This is a genomic window from Ruegeria sp. BHSA191, from assembly GCF_059613325.1.
In genome coordinates, this window is record NZ_JBXWSH010000010.1 from 18590 (window position 1) to 37128 (window position 18539).

Consider the following 18539-nt stretch of genomic DNA (forward strand, 5'->3'; position numbering starts at 1 on the left):
ATATACTGCTCTAGAAGTTGGTCCCCCGTCCATACGAGTGGGCTAATACGGGTGGGGTGTTTTGTCGGTTGAGTATTTTTTGGCTACCCCAAACAGTCACTACGGAAATAGGTCTCTGTTTACTATTTTTTGCATGTGTTCAGCCAACAACTTGATTGAGAACCCCTTCCCGTAGTGCGCTCCCATGCCCCTTGTCTGCCACCCACAGATCGCATTTCGGATTTCCTCTGGCACTTCTGCATCCCGAAGACGGTCTTGAACAGAGTGTCGGAAAGAGTGTGACGATTTGTTGTGTTTGTCTGAAATAGAAAGGCCTCTGATCCACTTATTGAACGCATTAGATGCGTGGGTAGCTTTGTGCTTTGGTGGCGTTGATTTGAAGTCAATATAGCGGGGAAACAGGAAACCGTCTTTGGACTGCTTCATGGCGTGTTCAACTGCCCACAGAGCAGCCCCAACCAATGGAACATCCCGTTCAGAACCCTTGGTCTTTAGACTCCGTGTTTCATGAGGTCTGAGACGAACAAATGGATTTGGTTCGCTAAGAAACACATCTTGGGTCCGAAGACCGATGGCTTCAGCAACCCTCATACCAGAGTCAGACAGAAGACCGATTACCTGTCTGATATCATCATCAATTTGCAGACACACGGATTGAATAAGTTTCAATTCCTGATCCGAAAAGGGATGTCGGTCTTCGGTATCATGACCAAATTTTGGTATTCTGATTGCGTCAAAGATACCCCTATCTTCTAGTTCGTATTCTCGCAAGATCGTGTTGAAAATAGGTCTAATGTCGTTGATCCGCCTTCTAACCGTGGTTGTTTTGTTACCACGTTCCAGCAAATGGTCCCGAAACAGATTTGCGTGTTCCCGCGTGTACTGATCAATCGGGAGATCACCGCACAGACTAATGAAGTCTGACACGACTTTAGCTCTATTGCTTCCCGGCTTGATGTTTGGGTCTTCACCCTTCAGTGCTTGAAACTCATTTAATGCCTGAGACAAAAATACCGGTTTCTTGGCCCCATAGAAAAGATTGGCCGCCTCTCTGTATACGAGCGGAAGTCGGTCCTTCCAATCGGGTGTCTGGTCTTCAGAACCAAGTACGCCAGCCTGAAAGTGTAGGTCGTCCAGAAAGCGGTCTGGTTCAAGGTTGTGTTTTTCAAATTCTCTATACTGACCTGGCCGAAGACCGTAAGCTTCTAGAAGCGCCATAGCAGCGCTAATCGTCTCTGGTCCAGCATCAACCATACCAGTGCGAAGACTTTCCCAGAGCGCGTCCTGTTCGGAGGCCAAGCGATGTGCCTTTTTAACCGCCTCCTTCAAGCTTTTGGTCTTCAGAGAAAAATACAACTCTCCCCGCTTACTCTGCTGGGGGTAGTACCTCTTCACGTCTTCAGGGAGGCGCCTTCGAAAGTAAAAGACACCTCCGTCTTTCTTCTGCGTCACATACCTGGCCAAGACCACGATCGCCCCATATTCCTCCAAGACTAGGGGCATCGCGTCACCCCTTGTGTCACCTCGCAAACAGAAAGAATCGCCCTAAAGCATTGTTTTTTAAAGACAATCATAGAAGGTTTTGGTGCCCCCACACGGACTCGAACCGCGGACCTACTGATTACAAATCAGTTGCTCTACCAGCTGAGCTATAGGGGCTCCGAATGTCGGTTACCGCCTCGCGTTACAGACTGCAAGCCTGAATCTCCAACTTGTTTGCCGGATCGTATCCGGCAAGACGCGTGGTCGGTCTCGAATTGCCCTGTAGGTTTGACCTCATCCCAAACAGACTGTACCCGATGAACAAAGACCGGAAACCGCAGGACCGCATCAGCAATGCATCTAGCCATTCATTCTGGCGCAGATTTCACCGACGAGGGCCTTCTGCTTCATGCCCTGCGCGCGAATTCCGACCTTCTGACCGATGTCGGCGTCGTGCTGTATGGACCGCGACGCTGTCGTCAGATGTTCATGTCGCCCTTGCAAGACCTGACCAACGGCCAAGTGGAGCCGGAAACCGTCGATCGACTTCGCAGCTTGATACCGGACGACATCGAGTATCAAAGAACCGTTTTGACATCCCCGGACTTCATCGGAGAGACTCCCACGGCCTTGAGGGATGGGCAATTCTATCCCTTGGCCGGACAACGCGTGGCATTTCTCGAGCAAACCTTTGCGCCGGCCGGGATTGAGCTTTTTGTCGGCGTGAGGAACCCCGGAAGCTTCATCCCCAAGGTCCTGATGGCCTTGCCGCCCGAGGATCGGGCCGAAACCTTGGCGAACACCGATGTCAGTTGCCTGAGTTGGCTGACGATGATCGAGGACATCCGCGACCTCGCGCCGAACGTGGCCATCACCCTTTGGGCCAACGAAGATCTGCCGGTGATTTTCGGAGATATCGTCCGTGCCATCTGTGGCCTGCCACGCGAAACGCCGATCGAGAACGAATTTGCGCTGCTGACATCGCTGTTGGACAATGAAGGCCGCGACAGGCTGGAAGAACTGATCCGGCCGGAAAACGCGGGTGACCGACCGGCCCTGCTGGCCGATCTTTCCGCCTTGTTCGAAGATCACGCGCTGCCGCATGAGGTTGAGGAAGAACTGGACCTGCCCGGGTGGAATACGGACATCGTCGAGGCCTTTACAGAACTGTATGCACAGGACCTTGCGCGGCTTAAATCCATGCCGGGCATACGTGTTCTGGGCCTCTGAGGCCCGCACCGCCCGGCATGGCACGCCGCGGCTACATGCCCAAAGCTTCCTTGTACATTTCCAACACCGCCTCTTCCTCGGCGATATCGTCCTTGTCGCGCTTGCGCAGCGCGATGACTTTACGCATGACCTTGGTGTCGTAACCGCGGGCCTTGGCCTCGGCCATCACTTCCTTTTGCTGATCCGCGATGTCTTTCTTTTCGGCCTCCAGACGCTCGAACCGCTCGATGAACTGGCGCAACTCGCCAGCGGTGACGCGATAGTTCGCTGCGGCCTGGTTTTCGGTCATGTCTTCCATTGGCGTCTCTCCCAAGTGGTGATTGGTGTTTCCGGCGTGACGGTCACCCTGCCGGATACATCGGGGCGGCAGCGGTCGCAAGAGACCAGCCAAGCCGTGACTTGTGCCGCCCCGGGCGATCCGGTATCCGCAACTGCACGGCATGAAACACGAGGCGAGCCATGTTCGACTTTTTCATCTGGGGCGGCGCAAGCCTGTCCGTCGCGGGGCTTGCAGGCTTGGTCTGGTGCATCCTTCGCGTGATGAAGGCGCGCAGGTCAAACCTGTCGGATGACGAACTACGCGCAACGGTCCAAGGCGTTCTCCCCTGGAACTTGGGCGCGCTGTTTCTATCCGTCATCGGGCTGATGCTGGTGATTCTGGGGATTTCCCTGGGCTGAAGGCCCTCTCAGATCGGCAGATTGTCGAATTTCGCCTCAAGGGCGTCCTCAGCCAAGGCGGCATCCAACAGGCGCAGCCGAGTCGGGACGGGCACGCCTTCCGCGCGCATGCGATCAATGACCTTGCTTACCGACGGCTGAAGGGCCAGGCGTGTTTCCAGGTTTGCTCCACGCAATTTTCTTTCCAACCTCGCGATCTCGGCAGAGAAATCATGTGCAGTCATCGGCATCCTCCCGCATGTTGCCAGCATCCCTGATATGGGGAGGGGCTTTGCGAACCGCCATCCAAGCCTCGGCCCTCTGGCAGGTTTTTGCGCATCGCGAGCCCCTCACCAAGAAATGATACCATGGATACTACACCATCATGACGCAACGGCCCTTGACGGACATCAAAAACGGTCTGACCCTAACCGACCCGTGAAAACTGGACAGAACCGGAAACGCAGCCTAAAGCTTCGGCATGGAAATTCGCCAAATCACGCCCCGCTATTCAGTTTCACCGCAGATCACGGTCGAGGATATCCCTGCGATCAAGGCTGCGGGTTTTGCAAAGGTCATCTGCAACAGGCCCAATGCCGAAGTGCCGCCGCACATGCAGTCCGACGTGATCGGACGCGCCATACGCGAGGCCGGACTGGAGTTCGAGGTGCTGGAACTGACTCATCAGACGATGACTCCGGTCAACGTGTCCCACCAGAAAACGCTGATCGAAAGCGGCCCCGGTCCGGTTCTGGCCTATTGCGCATCAGGTACGCGGTGCTCGGTTGTCTGGGCACTTGGGCAGACGGACAGCCTGCCGGTGGACGAGATTCTCGAAGCCACCCGCAAGGCCGGGTATGAACTTGAACAGCTCCGCCCGGCCTTGGAACAGATGCGCCCGACCGCCTGATCGCCGGACTTTCCCGTCAAGAAGACGAACGGGTCACGGGCAAGCCCGACAATTCCGAGATCTTCTTGGCCAGCTGATCCGTTCCGATCGCATCTAGGTCGTCGCGGTCCAGTTCGGACACAGACGTTTCCGAGACCAGAACGTCATGTCCCGACTCGGACTCGTCCACCTGCAGGGGCTCTGATTTGTCAGGGCCGAACCTGTTCCCCGCATGCTCGACAAATGCCCTGGCATCCTTGGCCGAAACGGACGGGCTCACTGTTTTGCCAGTCAGACGCAGCGCGCGCATGCCGCCGCATTGGCCCAATCGGCCAGTGCCCACACGCGCCCGATCGATGGACAATACATCGATTTGCCCCAGCCTGGCCCCGGTCAGCGGTAGCACATCTCCGGCGCTCAACCCGGAGAGTTCCGCCAAGGGCAATTGCAACCGGGTGATCACGGCGTTCAGTTCCGCCCGCATGATGCCCGCGGCCTCGGCCAGAAGCTTCTCGGCGGGATTGCTGCGTGAATCGTCAGGGCCTGGACAGTCCGACGGATCGGGCAACAGCATGACGGCCATCCCCTGCCGGGCACCTCGGCCCAGTTCGACGGTCAGCTCATATCGGCCGTATGCCTCCTGGACCAAGGCCAGGGAAACCGCCCTCAGATCCGCCGCGCGTGAGACGTATTCATACCCCGACAGCAGCGCGACATCCTGCGGATCCTCAAGCAATTCCGTCGCGCGGGCGAACATGCCGTCGATCAGCGGCGCGACGATTGCGGCATCGGTATCGGTGAAGGGGCGCGGCTCGGGCGGAGCGGGCAAGACCTCGCCAATCGTCTGTTGCTGGATCACAGCCGACACCAAACCCGGATCGAGTGCAACAGCTGCAAGGCGCTCCTCACCGGCAGCGACCAGCAGAAACAGCCAGCTTTCATCCAGCCCTTCGGTCAGGTTTTCGGCCTTACGGCCAGCCTGCTTTGCACCGATCACCGAAATCGCAAGGCGAAAACCTTCGACGGCGGTCCGCGCCAGCGCCAAACGCAGAGCCCGCAGAACGGCCCGGGACGCCGCCATCGTACCACGCTGAGTCGCAGACAATTTGCGCGCCAGCACAGAGCTGACCGATTTCGACATCACATCGTTCCATCGTTTTGAAACACTTCGCCCTCAGGTCTACACCCCGGACCGTTACCAATGTCTTTAGGCTGACGTCATTGCGCCGCCTGCCGATGTGCCAGCGGCAAGCTGACCCGAAACGCCGCTCCGCCCTGGCCCGGCAGATAGACGATCTCGCCCCCCAGCCGCTGCATGATCTCGCGGCAGATCGCCAGGCCCAGCCCAGCGCCTCCGGCCTTGTCGAATCCCACACGCGCGAACTTCTCAAACACCATGGACTGCGCATCAGCCGGCACGCCGCTGCCATTGTCGACAAAATCGATCACGAGCTGCCCGCCCACATCATGGGCGGAAATGGTCAGCGTCGGCTCGGCGGCGTCGCAGTATTTCTGCGCATTCGAGATCAGGTTGATGAATACCTGCCCCAGCCGGTCCAGGTCAGTGTGCAGTGCAACGCGTTCGGAAGGCAGTGACCGACGCACTTTCAACCGCCGTTCGCCCCCAGCCAAAGCAGTGGACACCGCGCGGTCCAAAACCGTCCGCAGGCTGGCGTCGCCCATGTTCAGATTGACCTGCCCGTTTTCCAGCACGCTGAGATCCAGCAGATCATCCAGCAGGCGGGTCAGGCGCAGCGCCTCGTCATGGATGATGGTGGCGTAGTGGCGGGTTTCATCCGCACTCAGACCGTCGGTATCGCGCATGATCTCGGAAAACGCCCGGATCGAAGTCATGGGCGTGCGCAGTTCGTGGCTGACCTGCCCCAGAAAGGCATCCTTCTGCATTGAAATCTGAGTCAGCTTCTCATTCGCTTCCCGCAGCTTGCGGGCGGTCCGGGTGAGCTCGGCCGATTTCGCCTCGAGCTGGCTGGAGTATTCCAGCAGCTGAGCCGATTCGTCGGCCACCGCCAGAAGGTCCTCGACCGACACCGAAGACCCGCCCACGATCTGCCCGATCATCGCGTGGGCCGTCGCCGCGCCGACCGACCCGCTCAGCTCGCGCTCGAGCCGTTCGAGGAAGCCGGGCGTAGGCTCGGGCAGGCGGCCGCGAACGCCCTGGCGTTCGGCTTCGGCCTGAAAGAACTCCTGCGCGGGGGCTGCGCCAAGTATCCGCTGGGTCATGATCATCAGGTCTTCGCTCTGCGCCACCGATCCGGTCCAACCGCCGGGCGCCACCGAGTGGTCGAACACGTTGACGAACTGCGCGCCCTGAAGGCGTTCCAAAGGGCTGGGAAAGCTGAGCAGTGAAGCCACGCAGAAGGCCAGCGCGTTCAGCGACAGCGACCACAGAACCGTATGGGTCATCGGGTCCAGACCCTCCAACCCGAACAGGGCCTGCGGCCGCAGCCAACCCATGCCGAACGGGCCGTTTTCGATAACGGACGCGGACATGATGCCCCCGCCCATTCCCGGCAGCAGCAGCGTGTAGACCCACAGGCAGAACCCCACGCTCAGCCCGACCAACGCGCCGGTCCGGGTGGCGCCGCGCCAGAACAGCCCGCCGACCAGCGCGGGCAGGATCTGCGAGATCCCGGCAAAGGCCACCAATCCGATCGAGGCCAGCGCCGCCCCGCCGCCGGACAGACGATAGTAGAAAAAGCCCAACGCCATGATCGCGGCGATCGAAATCCGGCGCGCCATCAGAACCACGTTGCGCACATCACCGGAAATCGAGCTTCGCCGCTCGCGCGTGTTCAGCCAGATCGGCATGACCACATGGTTCGACACCATCGTCGACAGCGCCATGGCGGTGACGATCACCATTGACGTGGCCGAGGAAAACCCGCCGATGAAGGACAGCATCGCCAGCCAGTCATTGCCCTGCGACAGGGGTACGGTCAGCACGAACAGATCGGGGTTTGACCCGGCCGGCAGCAGATCCAGCCCGACAACGGCGATGGGAACCACGAACAGGCTCATCAACAGCAGGTACAACGGAAAGGCCCAGGCGGCCGTACGCAGATGCGCCTCGTCGTCGTTTTCGACAACCATCACCTGGAACATACGCGGCAGGCAGACGAAGGCCGCAGCCGACAGGAAGGTGATCGTCATCCACCGCCCCGCATCCACATTCCAGCGCCCGATCTCCGACGCGTCGATCCGCTCCATCATCGGAGTCACTCCGCCGGCAATGCCCCAGACGACGAAGATGCCCACCGCCAGCAGCGCAAACAGTTTGACCACCGATTCCAACGCAATGGCCGTGACCACGCCGTGATGTCGTTCGTTCGCATCGAGGTTGCGGGTGCCGAACAAAATTGCAAACACCGCCAGCCCGGCCGCCACCCAGAACACGCTGGCCCCTTCGCGGTATAGGCCCGACGGGTCAGCCTCGGCGAAGATCGAGAAGGACAACGTGATCGACTGCAACTGAAGCGCGATATACGGGGTGCCCCCCAGCACGGCTAGGATCGTGACGCAGATCGCCAGCGTGTTCGACTTGCCGTAGCGCGACGAGATCAGGTCGGCGATCGAGGTCACCCGCTGACTGCGCCCCACCCGCACAAGTTTGCGCAGGCCCCACCACCAGCTGATCATCACCAGGGTCGGACCAAGATAGATCGTGACGAATTCCAAACCCGACCGGGCCGCGCTGCCCACGGCGCCATAGAACGTCCAGGCCGTGCAGTAGATCGACAGCGACAGGGTGTAGATCAAGGGCGAGCGCAGCCAGCGGCCGCGTCCGGCCGCGGCCATCCGGTCGGCTGCGAAGGCGACGCCGAATAGCAGCACCACATAGCCCAGACAGACCAGGATCAGAATGTTCATGGTCGCCATGGGGCACCCTCAGAACTGGCGTCTTCACGCGCAGCCATGCGCCGCGCCGCCAGACCGAACAGGAAACTGACCGCGATCATCCCGGCCCAGCTGATGAAGATGTACAGCATGGCGGACGACAGGGGCATCCCCTGCCCCTCGACATCGGCGCGCGGCCACAATAGTGGGATCACGACCAAAGCAGCCCCCAGAAAGGGCAGCATTCGCGCCGCATCCGCCAACCGGCGGCGGCGATAGCTTTGGCGCTCCAAAAAGACCGACGGGCGCGGCCCCTCTGCTGTCGGTCGCCCGGGGCCGGGCGCGCTCATGACCGCGACGCCTGTGCGTACAGGTCTCGTACGGCGGTCAGCACTTCGACATTCGAAAACGGTTTGGTCATGAACCGGCTGACCCCGGCCTTCTCGGCCATCTCGCGGTCGCGCGATTGTCCGCGGGCGGTCAGCATCAGGACCGGCAGCGCCTTCATGTCGGCGTGCTCGCGCAGTTCGCGCAGCACGTCCATGCCGCTTTTGCCGGGCAGCATCACGTCCAATATGACCAGATCGGGCCGCGCAGCCAGAATCGTCTCGACCGCGTTCCCACCTTCGGCATGGGTTTCCACCACCCACCCTTCGCGGGTCAGCAGAAACCGGATGGCCTCGGTGATGTTCGGCTCATCCTCGATCAAAAGAACCCTGCGGCTCATGTTGGTATTCCCTCCCCAAGACCGGCCGCGACGTTTGGCGGACGGTCGCATGCAGATTAAGCGGTGCGTCGCGAAACTGTCAAAAACCTTCACTCAGAATCGACGGCTCGCGCCGGGCGGCGCAGCCCGTCTTGGGGCAGATCCGGCAGCTTGCCCCGACCTGCACCTCTGCCCCTGACTGGGTCTTGTCGTCGCCCGGCGGCACCACCAGCATCACCGAGCGATAGACCGGCTCGCGTCCGAACCCCGAAACGGGCTGCGGCCAGGCGATGGCGAAACACTCGAACTCGGCGGCGCTGCGGCCCATAAGGGTGACACGGCTGTGAACCGGCACCAAGGGCCGGTTCAACGCAGAGAACACGGGCCATAAAGGGCAGGCATCGCCGTGCCGGGGCATGGCGAAACCGGGGACATGCTTGAGCAGGATGATGCTGCCGGACGAATCGCACACCGCCAATCCCGCCGGTCGCGGCAACACATCCTCGGGCAGGAAGGCCAGCCGCCGCAGCACCGTGGCCAGATCGACCGAAAACCGCGCGGCAAGTGTCAGCGGATCCAGCCCATCCGCTTGCAGGGCCTCGCGCAGCCGGCCCAAAGGCATGGCCCGCGCGTCCTGCGCATATTGCTTCAGCACCTGCCGGACCAGCGACTTGGCCGCCGCCGACCGCAAACCATGCTGCACCAGGTCATCGCCGTATTCGCCGTCCTCCAGCTCGGGCAGGTGAAATCCGCGCTGGTCCAAAAAGGCCTCGACCTCCTCCATGGGCAATCCGCGCCGGTCGCCGGGACTTTCGCTTTGATCCAGATAGGCGACCAGGGCCTTCGAGCTTTCCGCCAGGCGCTCGGCATCCTGGTGCAGGTTGCGATGGAACCGGTCGCGCCATTCGGCATCCAGTTCGCCGGGTTCGGCCAGAATCGCGGCAGTCGAGCGGATCGCAGCTGCCGTCGACAGGACCTCGTGCATCGAGCCCGCCAGATGCGGGTCGTGGGTCAGCCGGTCCGACAGGGTCTCGACCGTACGTTCAAGCGACACCACACGACGGTGCATCTGGGCCAGCACACCGGCCCAGCCCGGAAACCGTCCGGCAAATTCGTCAAGCGAATCGATCTCGGCGCGTTGCCCCACCGCGTCGGCAGCGGCTTCGCGCAGGGCCGCGATCAGCGTGGCCTCGACCCCCTGCGTCAGCACCGACGGCTCGACCGACAGTGCCGCCGCGATGTCGACCAGAAGCTTACCGCCGATTCTGCGCCGGTTGTGTTCGATCAGGTTTAGATAGGATGCCGAAATTCCCACCTGGCGCGCCAGCTGTGCCTGCTTCAGCCCGGAAATCTGGCGCCTCTCGCGGATACGACTTCCGGTCAACATATCTCTCACAATGATCTTCCTCCTCAGCTGATGCCTGGCAAGCACATAGCTCCAAGACAGGTTTTGCTGATACCTGCCTTGATTTAAAGGGGTTACGCGAGTGTTTTCAAACCTGATTTACAGGATTTACTCAATTCCTGCCGAAGTCTAGCGGCGCGTGGGCAACTCTCCCCTTCAATTCGGCCGAAAATCCCGCCACCATACCGGCATGAGCGATCCCGCATTCGAATATGCGCCCATCGGCCTGGTCGAACTTGAGAACCGGATCATCCGGCGCTGCAACCTGCAATTCGCCCGCACCTTCGGCGGCGAGGAGACCGACTATCGGAACATGCCGTTGCTGCATCTCTACCCTTCGGTCGCCGATTGGGAGAGGATCGGCGCCCGCAGCCTGCAGGTGATGCGCGACACGGGATATTACTCCGATGAGCGGGTGATGCGTCGCCGCAATGGCGACCTGTTCTGGTGCCGGGCACGCGGGCGCTCGCTGACGCCCGACGACCCGTTTCGCCATGGAATCTGGAGCTTTTCCGACATTTCCGAAGAACGCCCGCTGGTCGAGCTGACCAAGCGCGAACGCGAGGTTGCCATCCTGTCGTGCCGCGGCCTATCGGCCAAGGAGATCGGCGCCGAACTTGGGCTCAGCTACCGCACCATCGAGGCCTATCGCGCTCGGCTTCTGGAAAAGTTCGGGGCCCGCAAGCTGCCTGAATTGGTGGCCAAGCTATCGGGCACGCCACTTTAGCCGACGCTGTGCTGGCGTTTCATGGCCGAACCCAGCCCAGACTGCGCTTTTCATGGCCGTCGCGTTGCCCTATAACGCAGCGTAATTGAGCAAAGCCCGCGCAGACAGACGGGCCATAGGGGAACCTTCGAGGACACTCATGACAGATACCAGACACGAAGCGGATGTGGCGTTCATCAAGGCATTGGCTGAATTGCTGCGCGAAAACGATCTGACGGAACTGCAGGTCAAACGGGAATATGGCGAGGAAGACAGCCTGAACGTGCGCGTCAGCCGTGTCGCTCCGGCGCCCGCGGCACCGGTTCAGGTGGCGGTACCGGCCGCTGCCCCGGCGGCGCCCACTGCTCCGGCGGCACCGGCCGCCGCGCCGGCCGAGGCCGCCGCTCCGGCCGACGATCCGGCCAGCCACCCCGGTGCCGTCACCTCACCCATGGTCGGCACCGTCTACATGCAGCCCGAGCCGGGCGCGGCCCCGTTCGTGACCGTGGGCGCATCGGTTTCCGAAGGCGACACGCTGCTGATCGTCGAGGCGATGAAGACTATGAACCACATCCACGCCCCCAAGTCGGGCACCGTCAAACGCATTTTGGTCGCCGACGGCGACGCGGTGGAGTTCGGCACACCTCTGGTCATCATCGAGTAAGGCGCGCCCATGTTCGACAAGATCCTGATTGCCAACCGAGGCGAGATCGCCCTGCGTGTGATCCGTGCCGCGCGCGAGATGGGGATTGCGACGGTCGCGGTGCATTCGACCGCCGACAGCGACGCCATGCATGTGCGCATGGCCGACGAATCCGTCTGCATCGGCCCGGCACCCAGCCCGAAAAGCTATCTATCCATTCCCGCCATCATCTCGGCTTGCGAGATCACCGGCGCGCAGGCGATCCATCCCGGCTATGGCTTCCTGTCTGAAAACGCCGATTTCGTGCAGATCGTCGAAGACCACGGCATCACCTTCATTGGCCCCACTGCGGAACACATCCGCATCATGGGCGACAAGATCACCGCTAAGGATACGATGAAGGAACTGGGCGTGCCCTGCGTGCCCGGCTCGGACGGAGGTGTGCCCGATCTGGCCACGGCCAAGCGGATCGGTGAAGAAATCGGCTATCCGGTCATCATCAAGGCCACCGCCGGCGGCGGCGGGCGCGGCATGAAGGTTGCCCAGACCGCCGACGAGATGGAAAGCGCCTTCATGACCGCGCGGGCCGAAGGCAAGGCCGCCTTCGGCAATGACGAGGTCTATATCGAGAAATACCTGACCACGCCCCGCCATATCGAGATCCAGGTCTTTGGCGACGGCAAGGGCAACGCGGTCCATTTGGGCGAGCGCGACTGCTCGCTGCAGCGGCGCCACCAAAAGGTGTTCGAAGAGGCCCCAGGCCCCTGCATCACCCCCGAGGAGCGCGCGCGCATCGGCAAGATCTGCGCCGAGGCAGTTGCCAAGATCAACTATATCGGCGCCGGTACGATCGAGTTCCTCTATGAGAACGGCGAGTTCTATTTCATCGAGATGAACACCCGCCTGCAGGTGGAACACCCCGTGACCGAGGCCATCTTCGGCGTCGATCTGGTGCGCGAGCAAATCCTTGTAGCCGCGGGCGAGCCCATGTCCTTCGGTCAGGACGACCTCAAGATCAATGGCCATGCAATCGAGGTGCGGATCAACGCGGAAAAACTGCCCAACTTCTCGCCTTGCCCGGGCAAGATCACGGCCTACCACGCGCCGGGCGGCTTGGGTGTGCGGATGGATTCAGCCCTGTATGACGGGTACTCGATCCCGCCCTACTACGACTCTCTGATCGGCAAGCTGATCGTGCACGGCCGCGACCGCCCCGAAGCCCTGGCGCGCCTGAACCGGGCCCTGGGCGAACTGATCGTGGACGGCATCGACACCACCATTCCGCTGTTCCGCGCCCTGCTGCAAGAGCCCGACATCCACAGCGGCGACTACAACATCCACTGGCTGGAGCACTGGCTTGCGGAGAACATGTCCCAGTAATTCAGGCCGCCCGGAGAAACGCTCTCCGGGCGCCTTTCGCTTGGGCTCCGCATGAGCCTGACGCCCGACCTTCTGCTGCATGGCTATTCCGTCGGCATCTTCCCGATGGCCGAGCATCGAAACGATCCGGAGCTTTTCTGGGTCGATCCTCGGCTGCGCGGCGTGTTCCCTCTGGACGGGTTCCATATTTCGCGCAGCCTGCGTCGACGCATCCGCAACTGTGGGTTCTCCGTCACCGTCAACCGCGATTTCCAGGCCGTCGTGGACGGCTGCGCCGACCGGGCCGACACCTGGATCAACGGCCAACTCCGCCGCCTGTATGCGCAGCTGCACGAGACGGGCCACGCCCATTCACTGGAATTGTGGGAGGGCGACACTTTGGTCGGCGGTGTTTTCGGTGTGACGCTGGGGGCGGCCTTCTTCGGGGAAAGCATGTTCTCACGCCGCAGGGACGCATCAAAAATCGCACTGGCCTATCTGGTCGACCGACTGCGCCAGACAGGGTTTCAGCTGTTCGACACGCAATTCCTGACCGCGCACCTGGCGTCATTGGGGGCGATTGAGGTTCCCCGGCACGAATATCGCAGGCTTCTGGATCAGGCCACCGCCGGCAGCGCTGATTTCACCGCACCGCTGTCACAAACGCCTCAGGGCGTGATACAGCGGATCACCCAGACGTCGTAACGGGAATGGTCCAAGGCGTTCAGCGCGGGCGACGTCGCGATCATCCAGCCATCGAACAGCTGTTCGGCCTCGCCCTTTTCCCAGATCGTCAGAAAGGCAAAGGCGTCGCCGGTCGGGTTCTCGGTCGGATACCGGCAATCCCCCAGCGCCACGTCCAGCCCGAAGATCGAGGCCGTCTCGCCGGGTTTCATCTGCACGTCGACAGTCTGGCCATTGACCTTGTCCAGCCCGCGCAGCAGCGCCCCGGCCCCCGAGGTGACCTTCTGCTGTGCCTGGGCCGCGCCGGCCGCCAGCAGCACAAACAGGGCCGCACGCATCATCATTCGGCGCTGTCCCCGGCCACGAACTTGACCAGCAACGAGATCAGACTGACCGCGCCCTGCGTGTCCTCGATCTGATCGCCGGGCTCGAAATAGAACGGCGAACCACCGGGCATGACTTCGACGAAGTTGCCACCCAGAAGGCCCTCGGACGAGATCACGATGGCGCTGTCATCGGGGATCTGAATGTCATCAGCCACCGAGATGGTGGTATCGGCGCGGTAGGTTTCCGGGTTCAGCTTGACGTTCGTGACCGTACCGATCTTGACCCCGGCCAGCCGTACATCGGTGCCCACGCCAACCCCTTCTAGCGACCGGAACGAGGCGCCCAGTTCATAGCCAGAGGTATCCTGAGACCAACCGGTCGACTGGCTGGCATAAACGCCAAAGCCGATGGCGAAGGCCAGCACGACGCCGCCGACCAGAACTTCGGTCATGTTGTGGGTCGACATCTATGCCTCGCTTATTCCGGGCGCCATGCCTCGTAATCCTTGCGCTCCACCGGTTCGGGGCGGCGCAGGGATCCGGCCGGCACATAGGCCATCGGCGTGCCTGTCAGGTTTTCCTGATGCGGTTTCTCCCACGACTTGTGGCGCAGCGGTTTTTCGGTGGGCGGCTCGTCCCATGTCCGGTGCAGCCAGCCATGCCATTCTGGATCGATTCGGCTGGCTTCGGCCTCGCCGTTGAAGATCACCCAGCGCTGGCTGTCATCGGCATTGCGATAGAACACGTTGCCCTGATCGTCCTCGCCCACCTTGATCCCCTTGCGCGCGGTGTAGATCTGGGTGTTCAGGGTTGCTCCGTTCCACCAGGTCACGGCCCGCAATAGAGTGTTCAGGATTCCCATCGGCTGCCTCCGGCATTTCTGTCCCCGCAGATATGGACCAAACCCTCGCAGAGGTCCAGTGCCACAAAGACCGCACCCGTCATGTCGGCAGCAAGGCCGTCACCTCGATTTCGATCCGGTATTTCGGGTCGATCAGGCCACATTCGATCATCGTGGCCGCCGGCGGGTTTGGCCCGAAGGTGTCGGCAAGAATGGGCCAGCAGGGCGCGAACTCGGTGCGGTCGGGCAGCATGTAGGTCACGCGGACCGCATCGGCAAATGATGCCCCGGCCTCGGACAGCGCGTTGCCAATGATCTCCAAGGCCGAGCGGCATTGATCGACAACGTCATCGCCCTGCCCCACGGTACCCGCCACATGCACCCAGCCGCCGGCGACCACGGCCCGGCAATAGCCGACCTTCGCCTCAAACTCGCCCCCCGAGGAAATTCGCCGAATCGTCATTTTGCCCTCATACGAAAACGGCGCGGACAATGCCGCGCCGCAGGTTTTCCAATTTCACGTGGATCAGCCTGCCGATACCGTTTCCGGCTCGGCGTCGGCATAGATGATCAGCGGCTGCGCGTCCGAGGTCACCGCCTCTTCGTTCACGACCACCTTGGTCACGTTCTTCATGCCCGGCAGTTCGAACATCGTGTCCAGCAGGATGTCTTCCAGAATCGAGCGCAAACCTCGCGCACCCGTCTTGCGCTCGATCGCCTTCTTGGCGATTGCCTTCAGCGCGTCGTCGGTAAAGTCCAGCTCGACGTTTTCCAGCTCGAACAGGCGCTGATACTGCTTGACCAGCGCGTTCTTGGGCTTGGTCAGGATAGTGACCAGAGCGTCCTCGTCCAGATCCTCGAGCGTGGCCAGAACCGGTAAACGGCCGACGAATTCCGGGATCAGACCGAATTTCAGCAGATCCTCGGGTTCCAGATCCTGGAAGATCTCGCCCACGCCGCGTTCGTCATTGTCGCGCACATCGGCGCCAAAGCCCATGGCCGAACCCTTGCCACGCTGCGCGATGATCTTGTCGAGTCCCGCGAATGCGCCGCCGCAGATGAACAGGATATTGGTGGTGTCCACCTGCAGGAATTCCTGCTGCGGGTGCTTGCGGCCGCCCTGCGGCGGCACGCTGGCAACGGTGCCTTCCATCAGTTTCAGCAGCGCCTGCTGCACGCCCTCGCCCGAAACGTCTCGGGTAATCGAGGGGTTTTCCGACTTGCGGGTGATCTTGTCGACCTCGTCGATATAGACGATGCCGCGCTGCGCGCGTTCGACATTGTATTCGCTGGCTTGCAGCAGTTTGAGGATGATGTTCTCGACATCCTCGCCCACGTAACCGGCCTCGGTCAGCGTGGTCGCGTCGGCCATGGTAAACGGAACGTCCAGAATCCGCGCCAGAGTCTGCGCCAGAAGGGTCTTACCGCAGCCCGTCGGGCCGATCAGCAGGATGTTCGACTTGGCCAGTTCGATGTCACTGCCGGCCTTCTGCGCGTGGTTCAGGCGTTTGTAGTGGTTGTGCACCGCTACCGACAGCACGCGCTTGGCCCGCGCCTGGCCGATGACATAATCGTCCAGAACCTCGCAGATATCTTTGGGCGTCGGCACGCCGTCGGTGGATTTCAGCCCGCTGGCCTTGGTTTCCTCGCGGATGATGTCCATGCACAGTTCGACGCATTCATCGCAGATGAATACGGTCGGACCAGCAATCAGCTTGCGCACCTCGTGCTGGCTCTTGCCGCAGAAGCTGCAATAGAGCGTGTTCTTGCTGTCACCGCCTGAATTCGTCGCCATGATCTACCTTTCGGGCTTCATCCCTGCGGCCCCGTGCGGACCGCGCTTGCCACCTTGGACCGAGCTTAGGCCAGCGCCAAGGCAGCTACAATCTCAAAATCGTACCCCGCACCTGTGGGTGCGGGGTTTCCGCATCACGCTTCGTCGGGCTCGGCCTTCGTCCGGCTTTCGACGATTTCGTCGATGTGGCCCCATTCTTTGGCCTCTTCCGGGCTCATGAAATTGTCACGATCCAGCGCCTTTTCAATGGTCTTTTTCGACTGTCCGGTATGCTTGGCATAGATATCGTAAAGGCGATCCTTCAGCTTTTGCGTCTCGGCCGCGTGAATCATGATGTCGCTGGCCTGACCCTGATAGCCGCCGCTGGGCTGGTGCACCATGATGCGGCTGTTGGGCAGCGCAAAACGCATCCCCTTCTCGCCCCCGGCCAGCAGAACCGACCCCATCGAGGCTGCCTGGCCGATCACCAAGGTCGAACATTTCGGCTTGATGTACTGCATTGTGTCGTAGATGGCCAACCCGCTAGTCACCACGCCACCGGGCGAGTTGATGTAGATCGAGATTTCCTTGTTCGGATTCTCGGCCTCGAGGTGCAGCAGCTGCGCGACGATCAGATGACTCATCCCGTCGTGGATCGGGCCATTGATGAACACGATCCGCTCCTTGAGAAGGCGCGAGAAGATGTCATAGGCGCGCTCTCCGCGGCTGGTCTGCTCGACGACCATCGGGACGAGCGTGTTCATGTAGGTGTCAACTGGATCGAACATTCGGAACCTGCCTGATTTGCTATGGACCGGGACCATACCCGGAAAGACGTTACACGAGTCTTAGTGTCGGCGCCGAGGGGCTGCAAGGGGTCAGCCGCGCCAGAGTTTGCGATGCGGACATGACCGCCAATCTACGTTGCCCGTATGCCATCCTCTGCAATCGGCGCAACAGGGCGAACTGCCTAGGCTGCTTGTGCTCGCATTACAAGATTGCGAAGCGTTCTTATGGAAATTCCCGATTACTAAGTGTAAACGACCGCCAGCAATACCCATGGAGCCTTGGGCACGCCGCCCTCGTCGAGTTACAGTCAAAAAGGTCAAACAGGATGACGCTTCCCAAGCTTTCTTCGGACATGTCCAACGAAGAAATGGACCGCATGGCAGAAAACGCGGCCCGTGCGGCGGGTTTTCTGAAAGCCATAAGCCACGAAGGGCGGCTGATGATCCTGTGCCATTTGGCCTCGGGCGAGAAATCAGTGACCGAACTCGAAGAACTGCTGTCCGCACGACAAGCCGCCGTGTCCCAGCAACTGGCGCGTCTGCGCTTCGAGGGGCTGGTGGTTCCCCGCCGCGAGGGGAAAGCCATTTACTATAGCCTGGCCGACGACCGTCCGCGCAAGATGATCGAAACGGTGTACGAGTTGTTCTGCTCGGACCAATGATTGATGCCGAAACCGGCATTCGATCAGGATCCCCGCCGCGAAAGATGCTTGTGCAGAGAGGTGGTTCGGTTTGTTTGAACCGTTTCGTAGGTTGGTTTTCCGCTCGGTTATGCCGCCGCGATTGGTGACGACGGGTTGAGATATGCCTGATCGGGTGTCTGCATTTCCAACGATGAATGCGGTCTCCGCGTGTTGTAAAATATCAGGTACCGGTGCCCCTCCCCCAAAGAAGAGATCCGCCGTTATGTTTAGGAAAACGGAGAATCGGAAAGGCAACGGGGAGACATAAGCCGGAAGAAATTGTCACGGTGTGAGGGGACCGTGGCCCGAGTGGGGCCGCGCAAGCCCCAATCACACGGCAGGTTGAGGTGCTTGTCGGCCATTCTCAAGCAACCGAGGTGGCGGGTTCAAGAAAATTCAGCATTATGACCACACACACATTGGCACCCGGGCCTGAAACTGAAAAATGGATACCAAATGCTAGGAAGAAGGTCATTTAGACGCGCCAAATGGCCAAAAATTTCTGGTTATT

Annotated in this window: 22 protein-coding genes and 1 tRNA gene; 8 read left to right on the top strand and 15 right to left on the bottom strand. The window is 60.8% G+C overall.

What is annotated here, in order from left to right; all coding sequences use genetic code 11:
* Positions 1–99: 99 nt before the first annotated feature.
* Entirely contained in the window at positions 100–1503 is a 1404-nt protein-coding gene (locus AC2FNS_RS11375) for a DUF6538 domain-containing protein (protein ID WP_496803855.1), read from the bottom strand.
* Between the two features lie 80 nt (positions 1504–1583).
* Positions 1584–1659 (bottom strand) — tRNA-Thr (locus AC2FNS_RS11380).
* Between the two features lie 177 nt (positions 1660–1836).
* Between AC2FNS_RS11380 and AC2FNS_RS11385 the strand changes: the two genes are divergently transcribed.
* Positions 1837–2712 (top strand): hypothetical protein, encoded by an 876-nt coding sequence (locus AC2FNS_RS11385; RefSeq protein WP_496713634.1) that lies wholly within the window; start codon positions 1837–1839, stop codon positions 2710–2712.
* 31 nt (positions 2713–2743) lie between these two features.
* Here the strand turns inward: AC2FNS_RS11385 and AC2FNS_RS11390 are convergent, their stop codons facing one another.
* Positions 2744–3010: a DUF2312 domain-containing protein gene (locus AC2FNS_RS11390; RefSeq protein ID WP_149777019.1), complete on the bottom strand. Its 267-nt coding sequence runs from the start codon at positions 3008–3010 to the stop codon at positions 2744–2746.
* 161 nt (positions 3011–3171) lie between these two features.
* On the opposite strand from AC2FNS_RS11390, the gene AC2FNS_RS11395 reads away from it, so the two are divergent.
* Entirely contained in the window at positions 3172–3390 is a 219-nt protein-coding gene (locus tag AC2FNS_RS11395; protein ID WP_490362563.1) for a hypothetical protein, read from the top strand.
* Between the two features lie 8 nt (positions 3391–3398).
* Here the strand turns inward: AC2FNS_RS11395 and AC2FNS_RS11400 are convergent, their stop codons facing one another.
* Complete coding sequence (locus tag AC2FNS_RS11400; protein WP_496678461.1) at positions 3399–3614, bottom strand: hypothetical protein; 216 nt, start codon at positions 3612–3614, stop codon at positions 3399–3401.
* A 236-nt stretch (positions 3615–3850) separates the two neighbouring features.
* Between AC2FNS_RS11400 and AC2FNS_RS11405 the strand changes: the two genes are divergently transcribed.
* Positions 3851–4279 (top strand): protein tyrosine phosphatase family protein, encoded by a 429-nt coding sequence (locus AC2FNS_RS11405; RefSeq protein ID WP_496678463.1) that lies wholly within the window; start codon positions 3851–3853, stop codon positions 4277–4279.
* A 16-nt stretch (positions 4280–4295) separates the two neighbouring features.
* Here the strand turns inward: AC2FNS_RS11405 and AC2FNS_RS11410 are convergent, their stop codons facing one another.
* The 5 genes from AC2FNS_RS11410 to AC2FNS_RS11430 form a co-directional block, all read right to left on the bottom strand.
* Positions 4296–5399 (bottom strand): flagellar motor switch protein FliM, encoded by a 1104-nt coding sequence (locus AC2FNS_RS11410; RefSeq protein WP_496713328.1) that lies wholly within the window; start codon positions 5397–5399, stop codon positions 4296–4298.
* A 77-nt stretch (positions 5400–5476) separates the two neighbouring features.
* Complete coding sequence (locus tag AC2FNS_RS11415; RefSeq protein WP_496794698.1) at positions 5477–8155, bottom strand: ATP-binding protein; 2679 nt, start codon at positions 8153–8155, stop codon at positions 5477–5479.
* Positions 8143–8463, bottom strand: coding sequence for a hypothetical protein (locus AC2FNS_RS11420; protein ID WP_496687331.1), 321 nt, complete (start codon positions 8461–8463; stop codon positions 8143–8145). The genes AC2FNS_RS11415 and AC2FNS_RS11420 overlap by 13 nt, the downstream gene beginning before the upstream one ends.
* Positions 8460–8840 carry a response regulator transcription factor gene (locus AC2FNS_RS11425; RefSeq protein WP_496678470.1) on the bottom strand — a complete coding sequence of 127 codons (381 nt, stop codon included), beginning with the start codon at positions 8838–8840 and terminating at the stop codon, positions 8460–8462. The genes AC2FNS_RS11420 and AC2FNS_RS11425 overlap by 4 nt, the downstream gene beginning before the upstream one ends.
* A gap of 79 nt (positions 8841–8919) precedes the next feature.
* Positions 8920–10218 carry a short-chain fatty acyl-CoA regulator family protein gene (locus AC2FNS_RS11430; protein WP_496713332.1) on the bottom strand — a complete coding sequence of 433 codons (1299 nt, stop codon included), beginning with the start codon at positions 10216–10218 and terminating at the stop codon, positions 8920–8922.
* Positions 10219–10414: 196 nt separating this feature from the next.
* On the opposite strand from AC2FNS_RS11430, the gene AC2FNS_RS11435 reads away from it, so the two are divergent.
* From AC2FNS_RS11435 to aat, 4 genes are all read left to right on the top strand, one after another.
* A complete protein-coding gene (locus AC2FNS_RS11435) occupies positions 10415–10951 on the top strand; it encodes a LuxR C-terminal-related transcriptional regulator (RefSeq protein WP_149777010.1) in 537 nt (178 codons plus the stop codon).
* Between the two features lie 139 nt (positions 10952–11090).
* Complete coding sequence (gene accB, locus AC2FNS_RS11440; RefSeq protein ID WP_496713324.1) at positions 11091–11594, top strand: acetyl-CoA carboxylase biotin carboxyl carrier protein; 504 nt, start codon at positions 11091–11093, stop codon at positions 11592–11594.
* 9 nt (positions 11595–11603) lie between these two features.
* Positions 11604–12953: an acetyl-CoA carboxylase biotin carboxylase subunit gene (gene accC, locus AC2FNS_RS11445; protein ID WP_496713322.1), complete on the top strand. Its 1350-nt coding sequence runs from the start codon at positions 11604–11606 to the stop codon at positions 12951–12953.
* Positions 12954–13004: 51 nt separating this feature from the next.
* Positions 13005–13637, top strand: coding sequence for a leucyl/phenylalanyl-tRNA--protein transferase (gene aat, locus AC2FNS_RS11450; protein ID WP_496687327.1), 633 nt, complete (start codon positions 13005–13007; stop codon positions 13635–13637).
* Here the strand turns inward: aat and AC2FNS_RS11455 are convergent.
* The 6 genes from AC2FNS_RS11455 to AC2FNS_RS11480 form a co-directional block, all read right to left on the bottom strand.
* Entirely contained in the window at positions 13601–13960 is a 360-nt protein-coding gene (locus tag AC2FNS_RS11455; protein WP_149777006.1) for a DUF2155 domain-containing protein, read from the bottom strand. The genes aat and AC2FNS_RS11455 overlap by 37 nt on opposite strands.
* Positions 13957–14409, bottom strand: coding sequence for an outer membrane lipid asymmetry maintenance protein MlaD (mlaD, locus tag AC2FNS_RS11460; RefSeq protein ID WP_496713320.1), 453 nt, complete (start codon positions 14407–14409; stop codon positions 13957–13959). Before mlaD ends, AC2FNS_RS11455 begins: the two co-directional genes overlap by 4 nt.
* A gap of 11 nt (positions 14410–14420) precedes the next feature.
* Positions 14421–14804: an NADH:ubiquinone oxidoreductase subunit NDUFA12 gene (locus AC2FNS_RS11465; RefSeq protein ID WP_496678479.1), complete on the bottom strand. Its 384-nt coding sequence runs from the start codon at positions 14802–14804 to the stop codon at positions 14421–14423.
* A 79-nt stretch (positions 14805–14883) separates the two neighbouring features.
* Entirely contained in the window at positions 14884–15246 is a 363-nt protein-coding gene (locus AC2FNS_RS11470; RefSeq protein ID WP_496678481.1) for a RidA family protein, read from the bottom strand.
* Between the two features lie 63 nt (positions 15247–15309).
* A complete protein-coding gene (gene clpX, locus AC2FNS_RS11475; protein WP_496687323.1) occupies positions 15310–16578 on the bottom strand; it encodes an ATP-dependent Clp protease ATP-binding subunit ClpX in 1269 nt (422 codons plus the stop codon).
* A 134-nt stretch (positions 16579–16712) separates the two neighbouring features.
* Positions 16713–17345: an ATP-dependent Clp protease proteolytic subunit gene (locus tag AC2FNS_RS11480; RefSeq protein WP_149777001.1), complete on the bottom strand. Its 633-nt coding sequence runs from the start codon at positions 17343–17345 to the stop codon at positions 16713–16715.
* A 326-nt stretch (positions 17346–17671) separates the two neighbouring features.
* Between AC2FNS_RS11480 and AC2FNS_RS11485 the strand changes: the two genes are divergently transcribed.
* A complete protein-coding gene (locus AC2FNS_RS11485; RefSeq protein WP_496713318.1) occupies positions 17672–18007 on the top strand; it encodes an ArsR/SmtB family transcription factor in 336 nt (111 codons plus the stop codon).
* Positions 18008–18539: the final 532 nt, after the last annotated feature.